Raw genomic sequence first — 23,363 nt, 5'->3', positions numbered from 1 at the left:
TTCGCCGACGCCGTCACCACCCTCACCACCCACGGCGTCACCCGCTTCCCCCTGCGCCGGGGCCGCCCCGAGGAGCAGTCCGCCGTCACCGCCCTCGCCACCCTGCACACCCACGGCACCCCCGTCGACTGGCACGCCTTCTACCCGGACACCACCCCCCTCCCCGACCTGCCCACCTACCCCTTCCAGCGGCAGAGTTACTGGCTGCGTTCCGAGTCCGGCCGCGATGTGACCGGCACGGGGCTGGAGACGGTCGCGCACCCCTTCCTGGGGGCGGGGACCGCGCTGGCGGACGGGCAGGGCTGGGTGTTCACGGGGCGGGTGTCGTTGGACGCGTTCCCGTGGCTGGTCGACCACGTGGTGTCGGGTCAGGTGCTGCTGCCGGGTACCGCGTTCGCCGATCTGGCGTTGACGGCGGGTGCGCGGGTGGGCTGCGGCCAGGTGGAGGAGCTGGTCCTGGAGGCGCCGCTGGTGTTCGGCGCGGACATTCCGGGCCGGGTGGCCCCGGCGCGGGCCGTGCAGGTCCGGGTGGGGGCGGCCGAGGCGGACGGCGGCCGGGAGGTCGCGGTGTACTCGCGGGCGGCCGACGCGCCGTCCTCGGACGAGTGGCTGCGGCACGCGAGCGGTCGGCTCGCGGTGGCCGGGGCCGACGGGTTCACGGACCTGGCGGTGTGGCCGCCGCAGGACGCGCAGGAGCTGGACGTCTCCGAGGTGTACCCGGTGCTCGCCGCGTCGGGGCTGCGCTACGGCCCGGTGTTCCGGGGGCTGCGGGCGGCGTGGCGGCGCGGTGAGGAGCTGTTCGCGGAGGTGTCGCTGCCGGAGGGCGCCCGGGCGGAGGGGTTCGCCGTGCATCCGGCGCTGCTCGACTCGGCGCTGCACGCGGGCGCGTTGCGTGACGCCGAGGCGGCGGACGGGCCGCCGATGGTGCCGTTCTCGTGGGGCGGGATGGCCCTGCACGCCGGGGGCGCGGGTGCGCTGCGGGTGCGGGTGCGTCCGGCCGGGGGCGGTGCGGTGAGCGTGCACTGCGCGGACGGGCTGGGGTCGCCGGTGTTCTCGGCCCAGTCGCTGTCGGTGCGTCCGGCGCCGCAGCCGGTGCGGGAGTCCGCGGACGATTCGCTGCTGGTCCTGAACTGGGTCCCGGCCGGGGCGGCGCCGGTCCGGCGCGGGGGCCGCGGCTGGGCGGTGGTCGGTGCGGACACCGTGGGCCTGGCGGCGGCGCTGGAGCGGTCGGGCGCGGGTGCGGTGCACGCCGATCTGGCGTCGCTGCGGGCCGCGTTGGCGGCCGGTGCGCCGTCGCCGGAGCTGGTCGTGGTGCCGTGCCTGCCCGCCGCGGGTGACGGGTCCGGCGTCGCGGGGGTGCACGCGGCGGTGCACCGGATGCTGGCGCTGGTGCAGGGCTGGTTGGACGAGGAGCTGCTGGACGGTTCGCGGCTGGCCGTGGTGACCAGGGGCGCGATGGCGACCGGGCCCGCGGACCCGGCGGTCACGGACCTGGCGGCCGCGGCCGTCTGGGGCCTGGTCCGCACGGCCGAGGTGGAGAACCCGGGCCGGGCGATGCTCGTCGACCTCGCCGGTGGCGAGGACGCGGAGGCGCTGGCCGCCGCGTTCGCCCTGGACGAGCACCAGGTCGCCCTGCGCGGCGACCGGGTGCTGGTGCCGCGGCTGGCCCGGGCCGCGGACGACCCGACGGTGTGGCCGGCCCCGGCGGCCGGGCCGGAGCTGTCCTCCGGCACCGTGCTGCTGACCGGCGGCACGGGCGTGCTCGGTGGTCTGATCGCCCGTCATCTGGTGACCGGGCACGGCGTGCGCGACCTGCTGCTGGTCAGCCGGCGCGGCGCGGACGCCCCCGGCGCAGCCGAACTGATCGCCGAACTGGCCGAGTTGGGCGCCGAGGCCCGCTTCGCGGCGGCCGACGCCGCCGATCCGGCCGCGCTGGCGGGGCTGCTGGCCGCGGTGCCCGCGGACCGGCCGCTGACCGGCGTGGTGCACTGCGCGGGCGTCCTGGACGACGGCGTGCTGGGGTCGCTGACCCCGGAGCGGATGGACACCGTGCTGCGCCCGAAGGCCGACGTCGCCTGGCACCTGCACGAGCTGACGAAGGACCTGGACCTGGCGGCGTTCGTGCTGTTCTCCTCGGCGGCCGGCACCTGGGGCGCACCGGGGCAGGCCAACTACGCCTCGTCGAACTCCTTCCTGGACGCGCTGGCGGCGCACCGGCGGGCCGCGGGCCTGGCCGGGCAGTCGCTGGCCTGGGGCATGTGGGCCGAGCGCGGGATGTCCGGCGAGCTGCCGCAGACCGACCTGATCCGGATGGCCCGGGCCGGTGTGCTGGGCCTGTCGACCGAGGACGGCCTCGCCCTGTTCGACACGGCGCTGGAGCTGGGCACGCCGGTCCTGGTGCCGATCAGCCTGGACCGGGGGGCGCTGCGCGCGCAGGGCGAGGAGCTGCCCGCGATCCTGGACGACCTGGCCGGTCCGCGGTCCGGCGGCGGGGCGGCCCGTCCGGTGGCGGCCGCGTCCCAGGACGGCCCGGCGGTGCTCTCGGCCCGGCTGGCGGGTCTGGACGCGGGCGGTGCGCAGCGCGTGTTCGAGGACCTGGTGCGCGGCCTGGCCGCGACCGTGCTGGGGCACGCCGGGGCGGCCGCGATCGGCCCGCGCCAGCCGTTCCAGGACATGGGCTTCGACTCGCTGACCACGGTGGAGCTGCGCAACCGGCTGGTCTCGGCCAGCGGCCTGCGGCTCCCGGCCACGGTGGTCTTCGACTACCCGAACCCGGTGGAGCTGGCCGCCCACCTGCGCGAGCGCTTCGTGCCCGCCCCGGCCGAGGCCGGTCCGTCCACCGGCGGTCCGGACGAACTCGCGGCGCTGCGCCGGGCGTTCGGCTCCATCCCGGTGGAGCGGCTGCGCGCGGCCGGGGTGTACGAGGTGCTGCTCGGCCTGGTCGGACCGGACGGCGCCCCGGCGCCCGCCGCCGCCACGGCCGCTGCTGCCGCCGTCGCCGTCGTGTCCCCGGACGACGACGAGGACGAGGACGACCTGGACGACCTGGACACCCAGAGCCTGATCGACCTCGCGCTCAGCGACGGCACCTCCCGCTGACCGCCCCCTGAACGTCCCCCTTGAAGATTGCGAGGCCCGCACGTGACCGGCTCCACCGAACGTCTGGAAGAGGCGCTGCGGGCGTCCCTCAGGGAGGCCAAGCGGCTGCGGCGGCAGAACCAGCAGTTGGCCGCCGCCGCGGCCGAGCCGCTGGCGGTGGTCGGCGTCGGCTGCCGCTACCCGGGCGGGGTCGACGGCGCCGACGCGCTGTGGGAGCTGGTGGACGGCGGGGTCGACGCGGTCGGCGAGTTCCCGGCCGACCGCGGCTGGGACGTCGAGGGGCTCTACCACCCCGAGCCCGGGCAGCCGGGCCGGACGTACTCGAAGTCCGGCGGGTTCGTGGCGGACGCGGCGCGGTTCGACGCCGGGTTCTTCGGCATCTCCCCCCGGGAGGCGCTGGCGATGGACCCGCAGCAGCGGCTGTTCCTGCAGTGCTCCTGGGAGGCGCTGGAGGACGCGGGCATCGACCCGGTCGGCCTGCGCGGCAGCGCCACCGGCGTGTTCGCGGGGTGCAGCTTCTCCGACTACGGGGTGCGCGGCGCCGACGCGGGCGACACCGGCGGGCACCTGCTGACCAGCACCGAGCTGAGCGTGGTCTCCGGCCGGGTCTCCTACGCGCTGGGCCTGGAGGGCCCGTCGCTGACGGTGGACACGGCCTGCTCGTCCTCGCTGGTGGGCCTGCACCTGGCCGGGCAGGCGCTGCGCCGCGGCGAGTGCGCGCTCGCCCTGGTCGGCGGGGTGACGGTGATGGCGACGCCGGAGGCGTTCGTCGAGTTCTCCCGGCAGCGCGGCCTGGCCGCGGACGGGCGCTGCAAGTCGTACGCGGCGTCGGCCGACGGCGTGGGCTGGGCCGAGGGCGCCGGTGTGCTGGTGGTGGAGCGGCTGTCGGACGCGGTCCGCCACGGGCGCCGGATCCTGGGCCTGGTGCGCGGCACCGCGGTCAACTCCGACGGCGCCTCCAGCGGTTTCACCGCGCCCAACGGGCCGTCCCAGCAGCGGGTGATCCGGGCGGCGCTGGCCGACGCCGGGCTGTCCGCGGCGGACGTCGACGCGGTGGACGGCCACGGCACCGGCACCCGGCTCGGTGACCCGATCGAGGCGCAGGCCCTGCTCGCCACGTACGGGCAGGAGCGGCCCGCGGACGGCTCGCCGCTGTGGCTCGGGTCGGTGAAGTCGAACATGGGGCACGCCCAGGCCGCGGCGGGGGTCGCGGGCGTGGTCAAGATGCTGATGGCGATGCGGCACGGGGTGCTGCCGCGCAGCCTGCACAGCGGCGAGCCGTCCCCGCAGGTGGACTGGGCGGCGGGCCGGGTCGAGCTGCTGCGGGAGCCGGTGCCGTGGCCCGCCGGGGAGCGGGTGCGCCGGGCGGGCGTGTCCTCGTTCGGGATCAGCGGGACGAACGCGCACGTGGTGCTGGAGGAGTTCCGGGCCGAGGAGCCCGCGCGGGAGGTCGTCGCCCCGGCCGGGCCGCTGCTGTGGCCGGTGTCGGCGCACAGCGCCGCTGCCCTGCCGGTGCAGGCCGCCCGGCTGCGGGCGGCGCTGCTGCGGCCCGGCGCGGCGGCCGACCCGGTCGACGTCGGGTTCTCGCTGGCCACCGGCCGGGCCGCGCTGGAGCACCGCGCGGTGGTGCTCGGCGCGGACCGCGGCGAGCTGCTGGAGGGCCTGGCCGCGCTCGCCGAGGGGCGCCCGTCCGCGGCGGTGCCGGTCGGCGCGGTGCGGCCCGGCGCGGCGACGGCGTTCCTGTTCACCGGGCAGGGCGCGCAGCGGGCCGGGATGGGCGCGGGCGCGGCGGCCTTCCCGGCGTTCGCGGCGGCCTTCGACGAGGTGTGCGCCGAACTGGACCGGCACCTGGACCGGCCGCTGCGCGAGGCGGTCGCGGCGGGCGGCGCGGAGCTGGACGCGACGGGCCTGGCGCAGCCCGCGCTGTTCGCCGTCGAGGTGGCGCTGTTCCGCCTCGCCGAGTCCTGGGGCCTGCGCCCGGACTTCGTCGCCGGGCACTCGATCGGCGAGCTGGCCGCGGCGCACGCGGCCGGGGTCTGGTCGCTGGCGGACGCCTGCGCCCTGGTCGCGGCCCGCGGCCGCCTGATGCAGGCGCTGCCGTCCGGCGGCGCGATGGTCGCGATCGCCGCCGCCGAGGAGGAGGTCCGGGCCGCGCTGGTGCCGGGGGCGGACGTCGCGGCGGTCAACGGTCCGCGCGCGGTGGTGGTCTCGGGTGAGGCGGAGGCGGTGGCGAAGGTCGCCGCGGGCTTCGCCCGCACCAAGGAGCTGGCCGTCTCGCACGCCTTCCACTCGGCGCTGATGGACCCGATGCTGGCGGAGTTCCGGCAGGTCGCCCGCGGCCTGGAGTACCGGCTCGCCCGGATCCCGGTGGTGTCGACGCTGACCGGCGCCCTGGTCGGGCCCGGCGAGCTCCAGGACCCGGAGTACTGGGTGCGGCACGTGCGCGAGGCGGTGCGCTTCGCCGACGGCGTCGCCGCGCTGCGCGAGCAGGGCGTGACCCGCTTCGTGGAACTCGGCCCGGACGCCGTGCTGACCGCCCTGGCCGGCCAGTGCCTGGACGCCGACCCGGCGGCCGCCGAGGTGCTGGCCGTGCCGCTGCTGCGCCGGGGCCGCCCCGAGGAGGCGACCGTCGCCGCGGCCCTCGGCGCCCTGCACGCCCACGGCGCGCCCCTCGACTGGGCCGCCTACTACGCGGGCAGCGGCGCCCGCCGGGCCGAGCTGCCCACGTACGGGTTCGAGCAGCGCGACTACTGGCTGGGCCGCCCCGCGAAGGACGCCGGGACGGCGGCCGGGGCGGGCCAGGGCGCGGCCGCCCACCCGCTGCTGGGCGCGGTGGTGGAGCTGCCCGGCACCGGCGGGGTCGTGCTGACCGGCCGCCTCTCCCCGTCCGCCCGGCCCTGGCTGGCCGACCACGCCGTGCACGGCGCCGTCCTGCTGCCCGGCACCGGGTTCGTGGAGCTCGCCGTCCGGGCGGGCGACGAGGTCGGCTGCCCGCTGCTGGAGGAACTCGCCCTCGAGGCCCCGCTGCTGCTGGACGCCCCGGACGGCACCGACCTGCGGGTCGCCGTGGACGGCCCGGACGGGGCCGGGCGCCGCACCGTCACCGTGCACTCCCGCCCGGCGGCGGACGCAAACGCGCCCTGGACCAGGCACGCGGCCGGCACCCTCGCCCCGGCCCCGGCCGACCCGGCGGCCGCTGCCCCGCTGCCCGCCTGGCCCCCCGCCGGGGCCACCGCCCTGGACGTCTCCGGGGTCTACCCGGCCCTCGCCGCCCAGGGCTACGGCTACGGCCCGGCCTTCCGCGGCCTCACCGCCGCCTGGAGCGCGGGCGACGACCTGTACGCCGAGGTCGCCCTGCCCGAACCGGCCCGCGCGGAGGCCGACGCCTACGGCCTGCACCCGGCCCTGCTGGACGCCGTCCTGCACGCCGTCGGCTACGCCGGGCCGCGGACCGACGGCGGCATGGTCCCGTTCTCCTGGACGGGGGTGCGCCTGCACGCGGCGGGCGCCGCCGCCCTGCGGGTGCGGGTCTCCTTCCGCGGCCCCGACGCGGCGGCCGTCACCGCCACCGACCCGGACGGCCGGGCCGTCCTGGACGTCGCGGAACTCGCCTTCCGCGCCCTGCCCGCCCCCGCCGACCCGGGCACCGGCACCGACCGGCTGTTCCGCCTCGACTGGGTGCCGCTGCCCGCCCCGGAGGGCACCGGGCCCGCCGCCTGCACCGTGCTGGGCGCCGACCGGTTCGGGCTCGGCCCGGCACTGGCCGCCGCCGGGCACACCGTGTCGGCCGGGCCCGCTGCGGACGGGCCGCTGGTCCTCGTCCCGTGCTGGGCACCGCCGCAGGAGCAGGACGCGGCCGCCGCCCGGGCCGCCGCCGAGCGGGTGCTCGCCCTGGTGCAGGAGTGGGCCGCCGACCCGCGGCCGGCCGACCACCGGCTCGCCGTGGTGACCCGGGGCGCGGTCGCCGCCGCCCCCGGCGAGGGCGTCACGGACCTGGTGCACGCTCCGCTGTGGGGCCTGCTGCGCACTGTCCAGCAGGAGTACCCGGACCGCTTCGTCCTGCTCGACCTGGAGGACGGCCCCGCGGACACCGCCCCGCCCGCCCTGCCGCCCGGTCTGCTCGACGCGCTGCGCGGCGGCGAGCCGAACCTCGCGGTGCGCGGCGGCGCGCTGGTGGTGCCGCGGCTGGTGCGGGCCCGGCCGGAACCGGCGGACCGGCCCGGCCTGGACCCGGCGGGCACCGTCCTGGTCACCGGCGGCACCGGCGCGCTCGGCGCCGCGCTCGCCCGGCACCTGGTCACCGGCCACGGCGTCCGGCACCTGCTGCTGACCGGCCGCCGCGGCCCGGACGCCCCCGGCGCTGCCGAACTGACCGCCGAACTCGCCGAGTTGGGCGCCGAGGTGACGGTCGCCGCCTGCGACGCCGCCGACCGGGACGCGCTGCGGCGGCTGCTCGACGCCGTCCCCGCCGACCGGCCGCTGACCGGCGTGGTGCACGCCGCGGGCGTGGTCGACGACGGGGTGATCGGCTCGCTCACCCCGGAGCGGCTGGCGGCCGTGCTGCGCCCGAAGGTCGACGCGGCCTGGCACCTGCACGAACTGACCCGCGGCCTCGACCTGGCCGCGTTCGTGCTGTTCTCCTCCGTCAGCGGCACCCTCGGCGCCGCCGGGCAGGGCAGCTACGCCGCCGCCAACGCCTTCCTGGACGCGCTGGCCGCCCACCGGGCCGCCGACGGCCGGGCCGCGCACAGCCTGGCCTGGGGCCTGTGGGCGGACGCGGCGGCGGGCGGCGGCATGGGCGCCGCGCTGCGGGACGCCGACCGGGCCCGGCTGGCCCGCGGCGGCGTGCTGGAGCTGGCCGTCGACGAGGGGCTGGCCCTGTTCGACGCGGCGGTCCGCGGCGCGGAGCCGGTCCTGCTGCCCGTCCGGCTCGACCTCCCGGCGTTCGCCGCCGACGCGGCCCGCACCGGCGAGGTCCCGCCGCTGCTGCGCGCCCTGGTCCGCGGGCCGGTGCGCCCGCGGGCGGGGGCCGGTGCCGCGGCGGGCGGCGACGGCGCGGACGGGCCGGGCGCGGCGGGCGGCGCGTGGGCGCGGATCGGCGCGCTGGCCGGGCGCGAGCGGCAGGACGCCCTGGTCGAGCTGGTGCGGGGCGCCACCGCGGCGGTGCTCGGGCACGACCGCCCCGAGGCCGTCGACCCGGAGAAGGGCTTCCTGGAGCTCGGCCTCGACTCGCTGACCGCGATCGAACTGCGCAACCGGCTGGAGGCCGTCACCGGCAACCGGCTGCCCGCCACCGTGGTCTTCGACTACCCGGCGGTGTCCGCCCTGGCGGCCCGGCTCGGCGAGGACCTGCCCCGGGCGGGCTCCGCGCTGGCCGACCACCTGGCGGCCGTCCGCTCCCTGCTGGAGTCCGGGGCGCTCACCGGCCCGGAGCGCGCCGAGGCCACGGCCGCCCTGCGCGCCCTGGCCGCCGCGGCGGGCGCCGACCCCGGCGCGGGCACCGACCCCGGCGCGGGCGCCGCGTCCGACCCGGCACCCGCCGAGGACCTGGACGCGGTCACCGCCGAGGAGCTGTTCGGCATCCTCGACGAGGAGTTGGAGACCTCCTGAACGGGGACCGCACGCACCGCGCCCCCGGCCGTTCGGCCGGGGGCGCGGTGACAGGGGAAGGTGCCGGGGTCAGACGGTGAGCGAGGCCGGCAGGTCGCTGCGGCCCCGGATGCCCAGCTTCTTGTAGATCCGGGTCAGGTGCTGCTCGACGGTGCTGACGGTGATGAACAGGGCGTTGCTGATCTGCCGGTTGGTCCAGCCGAGGACCGCCAGCCGGGCCACCCGCAGCTCGGCCTCGCTCAGCGCGGCCGAGTCGGCCTGCTCGCCCTCCGGCTCGGCCGTGACGTCGGAGATCAGGGCCGAGGCCTGGAGCCTGCGGCGGGTGTCGTCGAGGTCGACGGCGGGCTCCGCGGCGGGCTGCGCCTGCTGCGGGGCGGGCAGGCCGAGCAGTTTCAGCGCCCGCGCCAGTTCGAGCCGGTCGCCGCCCGCGGTGAGGCACTCCACGGCCTGGCTGGCGGGTTCCTGGTGCTCGTCCCCCGCCCCGGCCCGGGCCAGCACGAGCAGCGCGGCGCCGCGCGAGCAGGCGTCCGACTCGGCGGAGAGTTCGAGCTGCTGCCGGGCCAGCCGCAGGGCCAGCGCGGTGTCGCCCATCTTCAGGTAGGCCTCGGCCAGGTCGCTGCGCCACGGCACCAGCACCGGCAGGTCGAGGTCCCGGCGGATCATCATCCGGCGGCAGTCGTGGATGTCGGTGATCGCGGCCAGCGGCCGCTCGGCGGCCAGGTGGTAGCGGGCCCGGGCCCGCAGGTAGCGCAGGCCGCAGACGGTGTTGAAGACGGAGTCCGGGACGGGGTGGCGCAGCGTCTCCTCGACCTTGTCGAAGTCCCCGGTCGCGGTGTGCGCGGTGAGCAGGGTGGTCAGCGGGTAGCCGACCGGCACCCCCCAGCTCTGCATCCGCAGCGAGGACTCGGCCAGTGCGACGGCGGTGGGGACGTCCCCGCGCCGCAGGCTGATCCCGGACCAGACGCCGTCGATCATCGCCTGCCAGGTGACCGCGCCGTGGGCGACCGCCCGGCTGCTCAGCACGGCGCACCACTGCTCGGCGAGTTCGCCCTTGCCGCCGTGGTCGAGCGCGGTGATCGCGGTGAGCAGCGCCTCGAAGGTGAGGTCGGAGAGGCGGCAGTTGCGCAGGATCTGCTTGGCGCTGGCGTTGGCCGGGCCGCCGTGCGCCCAGATCCCGGACAGGGTGCGGGCGGTGCCGATCCACGGGTCGAGGTCGGCGAGGTCGGTGTCGTCGCCGCGCTGCCCGCGGGGCGGGCCGAAGTACCACTGGTGGGCGAGCATCAGCACGGCCTCGGTCTGCGGGTCGAGCGCCTCGGGGCCGCCGCGCAGGGCGTCCAGGGCCTCCTTGAACCCGGCCTCGTCGCCGTTCCACAGCGCCATCCGGGCCAGCATCGCCTGCTCGATCCGGCCCGCGTCGGCGGGGACGGCCGAGGCGGAGCCCGCACCGGCGCCGGTGACGCCGTAGGAGGCGGACGGGGCGGCGGCGGACCCGCCGGTGGTGCCGCGTCCGCCGGGGGCGGCCGCCCGGGCGGCCCGCTCCGCGCTCTCCTCCGCGGCGGCCTGGCGCAGCGCCGACAGGTAGGACTGGGTGATCAGCGGGTTGATCCGGAAGGTGCCGCTGGCGAGCCGGCTGAGCACCTCGCGGCGCTGCTCGTGCCCGGCGGCCAGGTCGAGGGCGAGTTTGAGGCAGCGGTGGGAGAAGTCGAGCTCGTCGCCGAGCATCGCGTGGTCGGCCGCCGCGCACAGCACCGGGAACGCCCAGTCGCCGGGTGCGTCGGCGGAGGCGACCAGGTGCCGGGCGATCTCGCCGACCGGCGCCGCCCGCCGGTACTTCAGCTCGGCGGCCCGCACGTGCAGGTCGGAGAGGACCTCCGGGGAGAGGCAGCCGAGCGCGGCGGCCGCGCCCGCGGGGTGGCGGAAGGCGCCGTCGGCGAGCAGCCCGGCGCCGGTCAGGCCGTCGAGGACCTCGGCCGCGGCCTCGGGCTCCAGTCCGGCGAGTTCGGCGACGGCGTCCGGGGAGCCGTGCCGGTCCAGCACCGCCAGCGTCCCGGCGACCATCGGCAGCAGCGGGTCGCGCCGGTTGAGGACGAGGGAGACGGCGTGCGCGTAGCTCGCGCCCGGGAGGGCGTCGGGGTCGTCCCCGTCGAGGTCGGTGCAGTCGTCGACGAGCGCCTCGACGAGCAGCGGGTTGCCGCCGCTGAGTTCGCGGATCCGGGCGGGCAGGTCGACGCGGCGGCGGCCGGTGCCGATGCCGATGCCCGTGCCGATGCCGGTGCCCGTGCCCGTGCCCGTGCCGACGGCGTAGACCACGGCCTCGGTCGGACCGCCGTCCTCGCCGTCCTCGCCGCCCCCGCCGTCCTCGGGCCGGGAGCCCTGGGCGGGGACGCGGCCGCCGGGGCCCTCCGGGGCGGCGGTGTGCACGGGCTTGAGCACGGGGGCCGCCGGGGCCGGGGCGCCGCCGAGGGCGGTGTGCACCCAGGTGCGGATGGAGGACTCGGCCAGCGGGGCGAGCCGGATGTGGTGCTGCGGGTGGAGGCCGGTGCCGACCCACTGGGTGCGGGGGCCGCCGGTCGGCCGGTCTGGGCCGCTGAGGACCATCAGCAGCCGGGTCGACTTGATCCGCCGCTGGAGCTGCATCAGGATCTGCAGCGAGAGCCGGTCGGCGAAGTTCAGGTCGTCGACGAGGACGACCGTGTGCTGCTCCTCGGCCAGGTCCAGCAGGATCTGGCGCACGCCCCGGACCACCGACGCGTGGTCGATCGCACTGTGCAGGCCCTGCCAGTCCTCCAGCCGTCGGCCGGCCGGGCCCTGGAGCGCAGCCACCTGCTGCGCCGCCTCCGCCGACAGCCTGGAGGAGGCGAGTAACTGCTCGATCACGCCGAAGGTGTACTGCTCGTCGGCGGCCCCGGTGGCGTACAGGGTCAGGGCGCCCGACTGGGCCGCGGTGTGGCCGAATTCGTGCAATAACTGGGTCTTGCCGCTGGCGATGCCGCCGCTGACCAGAACGACCTGTCCCGGCCCGGCGGCGGTGCCGGGTAGGAGGTCCTTGAGGAATTCCAGGGCCTGCTCGGGCTCGAAGGACCACGCGGTCCGTCCGTTCGCGGGGCCTGGAACAAGGCGCAGGCCGCGCTCTCGCAGGAGTCTGGAATACTCGCCCGTATTGATCGAAAGCATGATCCTACTCATTGGGTTCAGAGAATGTCTGCCAATGGATGGGTGGGAAACCCGGTGCCGTCCGGCGCCCCCGCGCCGGTTCCCCAGGAGCGTTCCGCCGCTCGCTCCGACCCGTGGCCGGCCCTGCGGGCCCGGCGTCGACGCGGTTCCCCGTGGTGAGGGGGTCCGGCACCGACGCGGCCCCGGGTAATCGGTGGCCCGGCCCCGCCGGGCACAGCACCGCGACCGGCTCGGGCCCGGTCCGGGCGGGGCCCGGGAACCGACCGGCCGTCAACCGCCTCTCCCAAGCTCCGGCAAAGTCCCCGCGGGGATCGGCGGGGCCGCTCCGGGCCGCCGCGCCGCGCCGGGCCGTCCGGCCGGTGCCGCGCCCCCCGGCCGCACCCGCCCGCCCGCTCGCGGGGCCGCCGCGCGGTGGCCCCGCGGCCGCCCGGGAACGGCGCTCGCCCGCCCCCGGTGCCGGATGGCTTCTTCCCGTCACGCTCTCCCCCGAGATTCATGCACTTGCATCTGCACCTGCATTTGCACTTGCACCGCCGCACCGCATCGGCAGCCTATCCGTCCCGCACGGGCGAAGTGGTGCAGAACGCCCGATCGACCGAAGTGCGGCCCCGGGAAGTCCAGCAGCCGCCCGCATCGGAGCCGCGTCAACCACGTGTCGCAGGCGTATCGAAGATGTGTCGGAGCTGTGCCCGGGTCCGCGCCCCGGCGGGCCCGCACAGGGGGGCGCCGACCCGGTCGGGCGGTGGGAACGGGGAGTTCAGTCCGTCCCGCCGACCGGCCGGGCCGGCGACGGTAGTGAGGGGGCGTCCTCGCCGCGACCCGGGCGCGCCGCCCGCGGAACGTTCGATCGGGGGGCCGTGCCGGACGCCCTCGCCGCTGCCCCGGCGCACCGTTCAGACACTGCAAGTCCCCCACTGCAGCTAGGAGTTCAGGATGAGTGGTACTCGGCGACGCCGACGGTGCCGTTCCGCGCTCTCACTTCGATGGGACGACTGCGGGCACAACGGGTGCGAGGTGCGGGTTTTGCTACCGGCCGGTTGGGTCACCGCGCGCAGAGAGTTGCGCCGGACCCCGATTCCCCAGCCGCCCTCTCCAGCAACGGAGTAGTGCCGCAGGCAGGCCCAACGTACCACTCAAGGTCATCTCTCTTCCATTGCCATGTCGACAAAGTGCAGGTCGGAAATGGACATTCGGAGGGTCGCGGCCGACTTCGACGGAAGGACGCACACGCACCCCCGACGCTCCCCCTCCCGGTCGCCCCCGCTTCACCTCCGACGGGATTGATCAACGGGATTCCCGTTGCGGTTCCACCCCTTCCCCTTCCGCCCCTTCCGCCCCTTCCCCTTTCCGACTCCCTTCCGCCCCTTCCCGGTTCCGCTCCCGCCCGGGACCGGTCACGCGGGGCCGCCCGCCCCGCCGCCCACCCCGCCCCCCACCCCGCCGCCCACCCCGCCGCTCACCCGCCGCTCACCCCTCCGCACGGTCGGCGAGCAGGGCCCGCACCCGCGGGACGACCTCCTCGCCGACCCGGTACGCCTCCTCCAGGTGCGGGTAGCCGGAGAGGACGAACTCCCCGACGCCCAGCGCCCGGTACTCGGCGAGCCGGGCCGCGACCTCGTCGTGCGAACCGACCAGGGCGGTGCCCGCGCCCTCCCGGACCAGGCCGATGCCCGCCCACAGGTTCGGGGCCACCAGCAGGTCGCGGGACGCGGCGGTGCCGCCGCCGTGCAGGGCCGCCATCCGGGCCTGGCCGGTGGAGTCCATGGCCGCGAACCGGGCCTGGGTGGCCCGGACGGCCGCCGGGTCGATGCCCGCCAGGATCCGGTCCGCCTCCGCCCAGGCCTGCCCGGCGGTGTCCCGGCTGATCACGTGCAGCCGCAGCCCGTAGCGCAGGGTGCGGCCCTGCCCGGCGGCGAGCGCGCGCAGCCGCTCGATCCGCTCGCCGATCGCCACGGGCGGCTCGCCCCACAGCAGTTGGACGTCGGCGCGGCGGGCGGCGACCTGCTCGGCGGCGGGCGAGGCCCCGCCGAAGTACAGCGGGACGGGGTGCTCGACCGCCGGGTCGACCAGCTGGGCGTCCGCCAGGTGCAGGTGCGCGCCGCGGCGGTCCACCCGCCTCCCCTCCAGCAGGTCGCGCAGCGCGGCCATCACCTCGTCGGTGCGGGCGTAGCGCTCGTCGTGCGCCAAGTGGTCGCCGTAGGACCGCTGTTCGGCCGGGTCGCCGCCGGTGACCACGTTCAGCCGCAGCCGTCCCCCGGCGAACCGCCGGAAGGCGTCGGCCTGTTGGGCCAGCAGGGTCGGGCTGGCGAACCCGGCCCGGAAGGCCACCAGGAAGCCGATCCGGCCGGTGTGCTGGGTCAGCGCGGAGGCCAGGACCCACGGGTCGACGCAGCCGAGGCCGACCGGTGCGAGCAGCGCCCCGAACCCGGCCTGCTCGGCGGCCCGGGCCACCTGCGCCAGGTAGCCGACGTCGGCGGGCCTGCGGGTCGCGGCACCGGTGCGGCCCTGCACGGCGGTGACGCCGCCCGGGTCGCGGCCGTCGCCGCCGGTGGGCAGGAACCAGTGGAACTCGGGGGTGCGGTCGGACACGGAGGGCTCCTCTTCTCCGGACGCCGGGAACGGCCGGTCCGGGAACGGGACGGGGGGCGGGCTCCCCCGGCGTATGGGCCCACGGGCTCGACCGGTCCACCGGCCTACGGACTCAACCGGCTTACGGACCTGCGGGCCTACGGGCCTACGGGCCTACGGCCGGTGCGGGGCGGGCCCGGCGGCGCGGGCGTACCGGCGGCACCGCCTGCGGACGTACCGGCGGGCGGACGCGGGGTGCGGTGCCCGTACGGGCGGGGGAGGGGACGGGCGGCGCTCAGGCGCGGCGACAGGCGGCGGAGCACACCCTGAGCAGGTCGATGTGACCCCGGGTGGTGAGCAGGACGCGCTGCGGCATGCGCCGGAAGCTACCACGTTCCGGCCGGTCGGGGCCGGGGGCGGTCCGCATCGTGGGCACCGCGTCCACCAGGCGTCGGGGGTGCCGACCCGGTCACCGTCACGCACATTTCGGCGCAGGTCCGGTGACGTTCGGTCAGATCTTCGGCGAACTGCGCCCGACCGAGGCGGACATTTCGTCCAACCACTTGACCGCGTCCGGTACATCGCTATCGTCTCCCTCAGTATCCGGTCTAGACCTATGGCCGTCTCCCGACCTGTCGCACCGGTCGTACGGAGGAGTACCGCTCGTGTCCGCCCCACCGCGCCACGGGGGCCTCCGACGTGCCCCGACGGCCCGGGCGGACCTGAACCCCCACATCAGGAAGGCACCCCACATGCAGACCAAGAGAAAGGTGACCGCCGCCGTCGGCGCGCTGGTCGCCCCCCTGCTCGGCCTGACCCTCACCGCGGGCACCGCCAGCGCCCACGGCTGGGTCACCAACCCGGCGAGCCGCCAGGACCAGTGCGCCAACAACGTGGTCAGCTGCGGCCAGATCAAGTACGAGCCGCAGAGCGTCGAGGGCCCCAAGGGCCTGACCAGCTGCTCGGCCGGCCACGCCGAGTACGCCGAGCTCGACAACGACAACCTGGGCTGGAAGGTCACCAACGTGTCCTCCACCCAGACCTTCACCTGGCACTTCACCGCCCGGCACTCCACCTCGAACTGGCAGTACTACATCGGCAGCAAGCTGATCGCCACGTTCCCGGGCAACAACGCCCAGCCGCCGGCCGACCTCAGCCAGACCGTGAACTTCGGCAGCTTCACCGGCCGCCAGAAGGTCCTCGCGGTGTGGAACGTCTCGGACACCGCGAACGCGTTCTACTCCTGCATCGACGTCAACATCGGCGGCACCGGCGGGACCACGGGCGGCACGACCGGTGGCACCACCGGCGGGACGACCGGCGGGACCACCGGCGGGACCACCGGTGGGACCACGGGCGGCACCGGCAGCTGCACCGCCACCGCCTGGAGCTCCACCGCGGTCTACAACGGCGGCGAGACCGTCTCCTACGGCGGCCACAACTGGCGTGCCAAGTGGTGGACCCAGGGCGAGCAGCCCGGCTCCACCGGCCAGTGGGGCGTCTGGGACGACCTCGGCGCCTGCTGAACCACCCCTGGCCCACCCCTGAACCACCCGCGACCCGGCTGACCGACCGACGGCCCCCTGTGGGGGAGGGCCCGGCCCGGCCACCGAACCGCACCCCGGCCTCCGACCACCGCCCCCGGCCCCACCGGCGGGCACCGGTCGGGGGCCACCCCGTTCCCGCCCCCGCAACAACCGCGCCCCCAGGCGCCCCGGGCCGGGCCCCGCCTCCCGACCGTCCTGCGCCCCGCCTCGCCTCACCCCCCGCGCGGCAGCGCGTCCAGGAACGTCCGGGCCGGGCCGTCCAGCCCCGGGGCGAACAGCACCTCGCGCCGGTGCACCAGCCGGGGCGCGCGCACCGGGAGGGCCGTCGTGCCCCCGCCCGCGCTCGCGGCCAGTGACCGCGGCAGGACGGCGAGGCCGTGGCCCGCCGCGGACAGGGTGAGGAGCGCGGCCGCGTCCTGGCCCTCGTACCCGGCGGTGGCCGGGAAGGCACCGCCGGTCAGGGCGCGCAGGTCGGCGAGCGGGGCGGCGACGGCGGAGGCGTCCAGCCAGCCCGCGTCGGCGAGGCGGGCGAGGTCGACGGCGGCGCGGCGGTGGAGCGGGTGCCCCGGCGGGCACAGCACCGCGCACGGCTCCTCCCCCGCCCCGACCTGCCGGACCGGCCCGAGGTCGCCGAGCGCCAGCGGCCCGCCGGGGGCGGCGTAGCCGTCGGTGACGCCGACCGCGCACCGCCCGGCCGCGACCTCGACGGCCACCGCCCGCCGCGCCAGCACCCGCACCCCGACCCGTACCCGCGGCTCCGCCTCCCGCACCCGGGCGAGGGCCCGCGCCACGGTGGCGTCCATGCCCAACGGGGAGACCGCGAGCAGCAGTTCGGGCCGCTCGGGGAGGGAGAGCCGCCGGACGTCGGCGCGCGCCGCGTCCATCCGCTCCAGCAGCAGCCGGGCATGCTCGATCATCCGCTCCCCGGCCGCGGTCGGCCCGACCGGCCGCCGGTGCAGCAGCGGGGCGCCCAACTCGCCCTCCAGCGCGGCGATCTGCTGGGAGACCGCGGACTGGGTGTAGCCGAGTTCGAGGGCGGCCGCGGAGAACGAGCCGAGCCGGGCCACCGTGACGAGCGTCTTGAGCAGGTGCGAGTCCACGCCCACCAGTGTGCGGGCACGCCCGGGCAGGCCGATCAGTGGTGCTGATGGGCCAGCAGGAACGCGTGTTGGACCGGGCGGGCGGGGGCCGGTCAGGATGGCTGGCCATGGAGACCGGAGACTGCACGCACACGGCCCGGGTCGCCCTGGTGGGCGATCGTTCCCCGCACGTTCCGGCGCACCTGCGGGGGCCGCGAATGCTGGCTGCGCTGGCGGCGGCGGGCGGGCCCGTCGTCGAGCCGTACTGGATCGGGACGGAGGAGGTGGACGCCGAGGAGCTGGCCGGGTTCGACGGAGTGTGGCTGGTGCCGGGGAGCCCGTACCGGAGCGAGGCGGGGGCGGTGGCGGCGGCCCGGGTGGCCCGGGAACGGGGGGTGCCGTTCCTGGGGACGTGCGGCGGGTTCCAGCACGCGGTGCTGGAGTTCGCCCGGCACGCGTGCGGGATCGCCGGGGCGGCGCACGCCGAACAGCAGCCGGACGCCGGGGAGTTGGTGATCGTGCCGCTGTCCTGCTCGCTGTACCGGCAGGAGGGCGGGATCCGGCTGGCGCCGGGTTCGGCGGCGGCCCGGCTGCTGGGCGCGGAGCGGGCCACCGCCCGCTACAACTGCGGCTACACCCTGGCCCCCGGCTACCTGGAGGTGCTGCGGGCGCACGGGATGCGGTTCACCGGGCACGACCTGGACGGGGAGGTCCGGGTCGCCGAACTGCCGTCCCACCCGTTCTGGTTGGCGACGCTGTTCCAGCCGGAGCTGACCCCGGAGCACGAGGGCCCGCACCCCTTCGTCCGGGCCTTCGCCGAAGCGGCCGCACGGGCCTCGGCGGGCGGCCTCCCCGGGCCGTTCTGACCCCGGCCGTTCCGACCCGACCCCGACCCCGCCCGCCCCCTCCGCCTCCTCCGCCCGCTCAGCCCCGCAGCCGGGCCATCAGCGTGCTCCACCACCCGCGCCGCTGCGGCGGCAGCACCGGAACCACCGGCGGCACGGGCGGCAACGGCGGCCGGACCGCCGACCGCGGGCCGGGAACGGTCGCCACCGTCGGAACCACCGGAGCCGCCGGAGCCGTGGACGGCGTCGACACCCCCGCGCCCGTACCCGTACCCGCACCCGCTCCGGTGCCCACGGCCCGCTGCTGCGGGTGCAGCTCGCCGAGCGGCGTGAAGCGGGCCGGCAGCTCGGTCAGGTGGCGCGACATCCAGTTGCCCCGCCACACCAACTCGTGGTCCTCGACCGAGAGTTGCAAGTCCGGCAGCCGGGTCAGCAGGATGTCGATGCCGGACTCGGCGATCGCCCGGCCGATCTCCTGCCCGGGGCACTCGTGCGGGCCGCTGCCGAACGCCAGGTGCGAGCGGTTGCCGAACAGCGGGGTGTCCAGGTCGGGCCGGACCGCCGGGTCGGCGTTGCCCGCGGCGACGCCGAGCAGCAGCATGTCGCCCGCCTTGATCGCGCGTCCGCCCAGCTCGGTGTCGCCGGTCGCCCAGCGGCCCGGCACCAGCATGAACGGCGGCGAGTCCCACAGGACCTGGTCGAGGGCGTCGGGCAGGGTCATCTGGCCGCCGGAGAGGTGGGCGCGGAAACGGCCGTCGGTGAGGACCATCTTCAGCGTCTCGGAGATCAGGTTGATGGTGGTCTCGTTGGCGGCGAGCAGCACCGAGCGCAGGTGCTCCAGCACCTCCTCCCCGTTCAGCCCGGAGGGGTGCTCGATCAGCCAGGTCACCAGGTCCTGCCCGGGTTCGCTGCGCTTGCGCTCCACGGTGCGGCGCAGCGACTCGACCACGTACTCGTTGCTGGCGACGGCCGTCTCGGTGCCCTTGACCAGGTCGCGGGCGGCCTCGACCAGCCGTGGGCCGTACTCCTCGGGCATGCCGAGGAGTTGGGTCATCACCAGCATCGGCAGGTGCTCGGCGAACTGGGCGACCAGGTCGACCCGGCCGCTGTCGCCGAACTCGGCGATCAACTGGTCGGAGAAGCGGGTGACGAAGCGCCGCATGCCGCGCCGGTCGAAGCGGTTCAGGCCGTCGGTGACGGCGGTGCGCAGCCGCCGGTGCTCCTCGCCGTCGACGAAGGAGCAGGTCGGCTGCCAGGCGATCACCGGCAGCACCGGCGAGTCGGCGGGGACGCGGCCCTCCCGGAACTCGGTCCAGCGGCGCGAGTCCCGGGAGAACCGGGACGGGGTGCGCATCGCGGTCAGGTTGGCCGAGTAGCCGAGCACCAGCCAGGCGGGCAGGTCGCCGTGCAGCAGCACGGGGGCCACCTCGCCGTGCTCGGCGCGCAGCTTCTCGTAGAAGCCGCTCGGGTCGGCCTCGGCCTCGGGGCCGAACAGCCGCAGCAGTCCGCCGTCCGGCGGCCCGCCGCCGGGGCGGTGGGCGGGACATCCGGGCGGCGGGACGGGCCCGCCCTGGTACGCGTGCTCTTCGTACGACACGGGGCAACTCCGGTACGGGATAAGTGGATTGACGGACCGTCAGCCGACCGGCTGGGCGGACGCGGCGGGCTGGGCGGACGCGGCGGGCCGGGCGGCGAGGTCGTACAGGTAGCGCATCAGGGCCATCAGCACGTCCCGGCTGGACTCCCGGGAGCGGGCGTCGCAGTGGACGATCGGGACGTGGTGGGGCAGGTCGAGCGCGGCGCGCAGTTCCTCGACGGGGTAGCCGGGCGACTCGGGGAAGCCGTTGAGCGCGACTACGAACGGCACCCCGCGGTCCTCCAGCCGACCCAGCACGTCGAAGGACACCTCCAGGCGGCGGGTGTCGACCAGCACGACCGCACCGAGCGCGCCCTCGAACAGGCCGTTCCACAGGAACCAGAAGCGCTCCTGGCCGGGCGTGCCGAAGACGTACAGCACCAGTTCGTCGCTGATGGTGATCCGGCCGAAGTCCATCGCGACGGTGGTGGAGTTCTTGCGCTCCACCCCGGCCAGGTCGTCGATGCCGACCCCGGCCTCGGTCATGGTCTCCTCGGTGGTCAGCGGGCGGATCTCGCTGACCGCGCCGACCAGGGTGGTCTTGCCGACCCCGAAGCCGCCGACGATGACGACCTTGACGGCGGTGGCCACGGTCGCCGGGAGCAGCTCGGCCTCGCGCGGCCCGCGCGGCTCAGAGCCGTTGAAGTCCATGGATCACTGCCTCCAGCAGGGAAAGGTCGGGAAGGGCGGCCGGCGGGACGGGGGCGCGGACCTCGATCCGGCGTTCGGCGAGCAGGTCCGCGAGCAGGACGGTCACCAGGCTGTTCGGCAGCCGCAGGTAGGCGGAGATCTCCGCGACCGACAGCGGGGAGGAGCAGATCCGCAGGATCGCGGCGTGCTCGGGCTGCATGGTGGGTTCGGGCCGGGCGCGGGCGACGACCAGCGTGACCAGGTCGAACCCGGCGGTGGCGGACTTGCGGTCGCGCCCCCCGCTGATCACGTACAGCCGCTCCGGGTTGGCGTCCGCCCAGTCCTGGTTGCTCATCCCCGCACCTCGGTGTGGCCGGCGGCCGGTCGGCGCGTCGGCGGTGTTCCGGTCGTTCCGGTCGTTGCGGTCGTTCCGGTCGTTGCGGTGGTCGCCGCCGCTCCGGCGGTCGCTGCCGCCCGGCCGCCCGCGGTCACTGCCGCTCGGCTGCTCGTGCCCGCGCTCGCGGTCACGGTCGCGGTCGCGGTGCGTAACGCGGCCCGGCGGCCGGTGTCCCGGTCGGCGGCGGTGCGGGTCACGCGATCTGCTCGCTGCCGCGGACGGGGGTGGTCAGGTGCTCGCCGATCCGGGCGACCAGGTCGCGCATCCGCTGGCCGACCAGCCCGGCGTCCACGCCCTCGTCGGCGAGGACGGCCAGGTAGGCCCGGGAGCCGGCCGCCATCAGGTAGAAGAACCCGCCGCCGACCTCGATCACCACCAGCCGCATCCGCCCGTCCCCGTGCGGGAACTCGTGGCCGACCGCGTTGGCCAGGCTCTGCAGCCCGGCGCAGGCGGCGGCCAGCCGGTCCGCGGTGTCGGGGTCGGTGCCGTGCTGGGCCAGCCGCAGGCCGTCGGCCGACAGGACGATGACGTGCCGGATGCACGGGACGGTCTCCGCGAGGTCCCTGAGCATCCAGTCCATGTTGGTCCGTTGCTGAATCACTTGTCGCCTTTCCCTGCTGCTTCGTCACTGGCGCGGCTGCCGCCGTCCGGTCCGGCGGTCGGCGGGGTGCCGTTGACGCCGTTGGTGAAGGCGGCCAGCCACAGGCCGGGTTGGACCGGCTCGGGGGCAGGTGTCTGCGGCACCGGCGCGGGCTGCGCGACCGGGGCCGGGGCGGCCGGGCTCGGGGCCGGCTGCGAGGTGCGGGGGGCGGCGGCCGCGCCGAAGCGGGACGGGGCGGCGTGGCGGCGGCGCTGGGGCAGGCCGTTCGCGGTGCGCTCGAGGACCAGCGGGACCTCGTCCTCGTACGGGGCGGGCGGCGCGGCGGGGGCCGACGGCGCGGCGGGGGCGTACGGGGCCTGCGGGGCCGACGGCGCGGGCACGGCGTGCGGGAACGCCCCGCCGGAGGGGAACGCCCCGCCGGAGGGGAAGGCCGCTGCGGCCGCGAAGCCCCCGGCGGGGGTGTGGGTCGCGGCGGCGGGGTGGGGGCGCGGCGGGGTGTCCGCGCTCCCGCTCCCGGCCGGGTACGCCTCGTTGTCGGGCTGCCCGGGGTGGGAGGGGAAGGCCAGCGGGGTGGTGGTGGCGATCCGGCCGATGCCGTGGGCGCGGCTGGGCGCGGGCGCGGTGGTGATGTACACGTCGGGGACGATCAGCACGGCGCGCACGCCGCCGTACGCGGACGGGCGCAGCGAGACCTGGAAGCCGTAGGAGCGGGCGAGCCGGCCGACCACGGCGAGGCCGAGCCGGGGCGCCTCGCCGAGGCCGTTGAGGTCGATGCCGGACTCGGCCTCGGCGAGCATCCGCTCGGCCCGGGCGCGGCCCTCCTCGCCGAGGCTGAGGCCGCCGTCCTCGATCTCGATCGCGATGCCGGTCTGCACCTCGACGGCGGTGAGGTGGACGCTGGTCTGCGGCGGCGAGTAGCGGGTGGCGTTGTCGAGCAGTTCGGCGAGCGCGTGGATCAGCGGCTCGACGGCGGGGCCGACCACGGCGACCTCGGAGACCGGGTGCAGTTCGACCCGGCGGAAGTCGAGGATCCGGGACATGCCGCCGCGCAGCACGCTGTACAGCGGGACGGGGTTGTTCCACTGGCGGCCGGGACGGGCGCCGCCGAGCACCGCGATGGAGTCGGCGAGACGGCCGATCAGGGCGTTGCCGTGGTCGATGACCAGCAGGTCGTCGAAGACCGCGGGGTCGTCGCCGTGCCGGTCCTCCATCTTGCGCAGGTCGATGGCCTGGCGGTGGACGATCGCCTGGACGCGGCGGGCGATGTTGACGAAGGCGCGCTGCGCGGACTCGCGCATCGCCTCCTCGTTGTCGACCGCGTCCAGCACGGCGCGCAGCACGGCGTAGCGGAAGTCGTGGAACTCGTCGCCCGCGTTGTTGACGTGCTGCTGCTCGTAGGAGCGGAGCACGTCGGTGATGAACTCGCCGCCCTGCATCCGGGCGACGGCCCGCGGGAGCTCGTCCCTGGCGAGTTCGAGCATGCCTTCCTGCTGCCGGGCCAGCCGGTGCCGCTGCTCGGCCTCCCGCCGGGCGGCCTCCTCGCGGGCCAGCTCCAGCGCGCGGCCCCGGCGCACCGCCTCGAACCCCGCCACCGCCACGGCCGCGGCGCCCACCAGGCCGCACCAGATGATCCCCGAGGTCGCCGCGCCCGGGTCCGCCGCGGCGGCGAAGCCGACGGCCGCGCCGATCACCGCCGCGGGCAGCAGACAGACGAGCACGGCTGCGGGCAGCCGTCCTCCTGAAGACGATCCGCCTGGTGACGATCCGGCTCGAAGCATCAGCATCCTCATACGCTCGTGGGGACGGGGGTGGTGGGCGGGGCCGGGCGGCGCGGCGGGGCCCGGGGCGCGAAGCAGCATAGCCGGTGCACGACGCAACTGACTGTCCGTCAGAGTTCTTTTCCCCCAGGAGAGTTGTGCCGCCCGGGAACTCCGCGTCGGGCCCCGCTCGGCGGTTCCGACCGCCCCGCGCCCGACTCATAGGCTTGTCTCACCACGCGCCCCCGCAGTAGCCCCGCGCACCGGATTCACCCGGAAGAGCGGCACTCCCGCCAAACCCCCGACCCCTTCCGGTCGATGGTGCTAGACGAGTAGTTCCGAAGTGGGTCAGTGGTCGTAGGCGATGAGTGATCGGGTGACGGGTTGGCCGGTGGTGCGGTTGTGCCAGATCGCGCAGGT

12 protein-coding genes are annotated in these 23,363 nt (G+C 76.7%); 4 read left to right on the top strand and 8 right to left on the bottom strand.

Annotation, left to right across the window (positions count from 1 at the left end; all coding sequences use genetic code 11):
* Positions 1–3,099: type I polyketide synthase (locus OO57_RS35450; protein ID WP_158715346.1), on the top strand; the 3,099-nt coding region annotated here is incomplete at its 5' end.
* A 42-nt stretch (positions 3,100–3,141) separates the two neighbouring features.
* Positions 3,142–8,709 (top strand): type I polyketide synthase, encoded by a 5,568-nt coding sequence (locus OO57_RS35445; RefSeq protein WP_033256912.1) that lies wholly within the window; start codon positions 3,142–3,144, stop codon positions 8,707–8,709.
* A 69-nt stretch (positions 8,710–8,778) separates the two neighbouring features.
* On the opposite strand, the gene OO57_RS38820 is transcribed toward OO57_RS35445, so the two are convergent.
* Together OO57_RS38820 and OO57_RS35435 are read right to left on the bottom strand one after the other, a co-directional pair.
* The gene (locus OO57_RS38820) at positions 8,779–11,883 is read right to left on the bottom strand and encodes a LuxR family transcriptional regulator (RefSeq protein ID WP_158715345.1); all 3,105 of its coding nucleotides are present in this window, start codon (positions 11,881–11,883) and stop codon (positions 8,779–8,781) included.
* Positions 11,884–13,350: 1,467 nt separating this feature from the next.
* Positions 13,351–14,472 carry an LLM class flavin-dependent oxidoreductase gene (locus OO57_RS35435; protein WP_033256911.1) on the bottom strand — a complete coding sequence of 374 codons (1,122 nt, stop codon included), beginning with the start codon at positions 14,470–14,472 and terminating at the stop codon, positions 13,351–13,353.
* Positions 14,473–15,203: 731 nt separating this feature from the next.
* On the opposite strand from OO57_RS35435, the gene OO57_RS35430 reads away from it, so the two are divergent.
* On the top strand, positions 15,204–15,977 hold the full coding sequence (locus OO57_RS35430) for a lytic polysaccharide monooxygenase (RefSeq protein ID WP_033256910.1): 774 nt from the start codon (positions 15,204–15,206) through the stop codon (positions 15,975–15,977).
* Positions 15,978–16,210: 233 nt separating this feature from the next.
* Here the strand turns inward: OO57_RS35430 and OO57_RS35425 are convergent, their stop codons facing one another.
* Positions 16,211–17,098, bottom strand: coding sequence for a LysR family transcriptional regulator (locus OO57_RS35425; protein WP_033256914.1), 888 nt, complete (start codon positions 17,096–17,098; stop codon positions 16,211–16,213).
* Positions 17,099–17,205: 107 nt separating this feature from the next.
* Here OO57_RS35425 and OO57_RS35420 point away from each other — a divergent pair, with 107 nt between their 5' ends.
* Complete coding sequence (locus tag OO57_RS35420) at positions 17,206–17,943, top strand: glutamine amidotransferase-related protein (protein WP_033256909.1); 738 nt, start codon at positions 17,206–17,208, stop codon at positions 17,941–17,943.
* A 58-nt stretch (positions 17,944–18,001) separates the two neighbouring features.
* Here the strand turns inward: OO57_RS35420 and OO57_RS35415 are convergent, their stop codons facing one another.
* The 5 genes from OO57_RS35415 to OO57_RS35395 form a co-directional block, all read right to left on the bottom strand.
* Positions 18,002–19,519 carry a cytochrome P450 gene (locus OO57_RS35415; RefSeq protein ID WP_033256908.1) on the bottom strand — a complete coding sequence of 506 codons (1,518 nt, stop codon included), beginning with the start codon at positions 19,517–19,519 and terminating at the stop codon, positions 18,002–18,004.
* 39 nt (positions 19,520–19,558) lie between these two features.
* A complete protein-coding gene (locus OO57_RS35410) occupies positions 19,559–20,209 on the bottom strand; it encodes a GTP-binding protein (protein WP_033256907.1) in 651 nt (216 codons plus the stop codon).
* A complete protein-coding gene (locus tag OO57_RS35405; RefSeq protein ID WP_033256906.1) occupies positions 20,190–20,543 on the bottom strand; it encodes a DUF742 domain-containing protein in 354 nt (117 codons plus the stop codon). The genes OO57_RS35410 and OO57_RS35405 overlap by 20 nt, the downstream gene beginning before the upstream one ends.
* 235 nt (positions 20,544–20,778) lie before the next feature.
* A complete protein-coding gene (locus tag OO57_RS35400; protein WP_081951833.1) occupies positions 20,779–21,186 on the bottom strand; it encodes a roadblock/LC7 domain-containing protein in 408 nt (135 codons plus the stop codon).
* Complete coding sequence (locus OO57_RS35395; RefSeq protein WP_051778669.1) at positions 21,183–22,970, bottom strand: sensor histidine kinase; 1,788 nt, start codon at positions 22,968–22,970, stop codon at positions 21,183–21,185. The genes OO57_RS35400 and OO57_RS35395 overlap by 4 nt, the downstream gene beginning before the upstream one ends.
* Positions 22,971–23,363: the final 393 nt, after the last annotated feature.

Origin of the sequence: Kitasatospora phosalacinea, assembly GCF_000717185.1 — a bacterium.
GTDB lineage: Bacteria > Actinomycetota > Actinomycetes > Streptomycetales > Streptomycetaceae > Kitasatospora > Kitasatospora phosalacinea_A.
The sequence above is the reverse complement of the archived record's forward strand: the minus strand, read 5'-3'. Positions and strand labels throughout refer to the sequence as shown.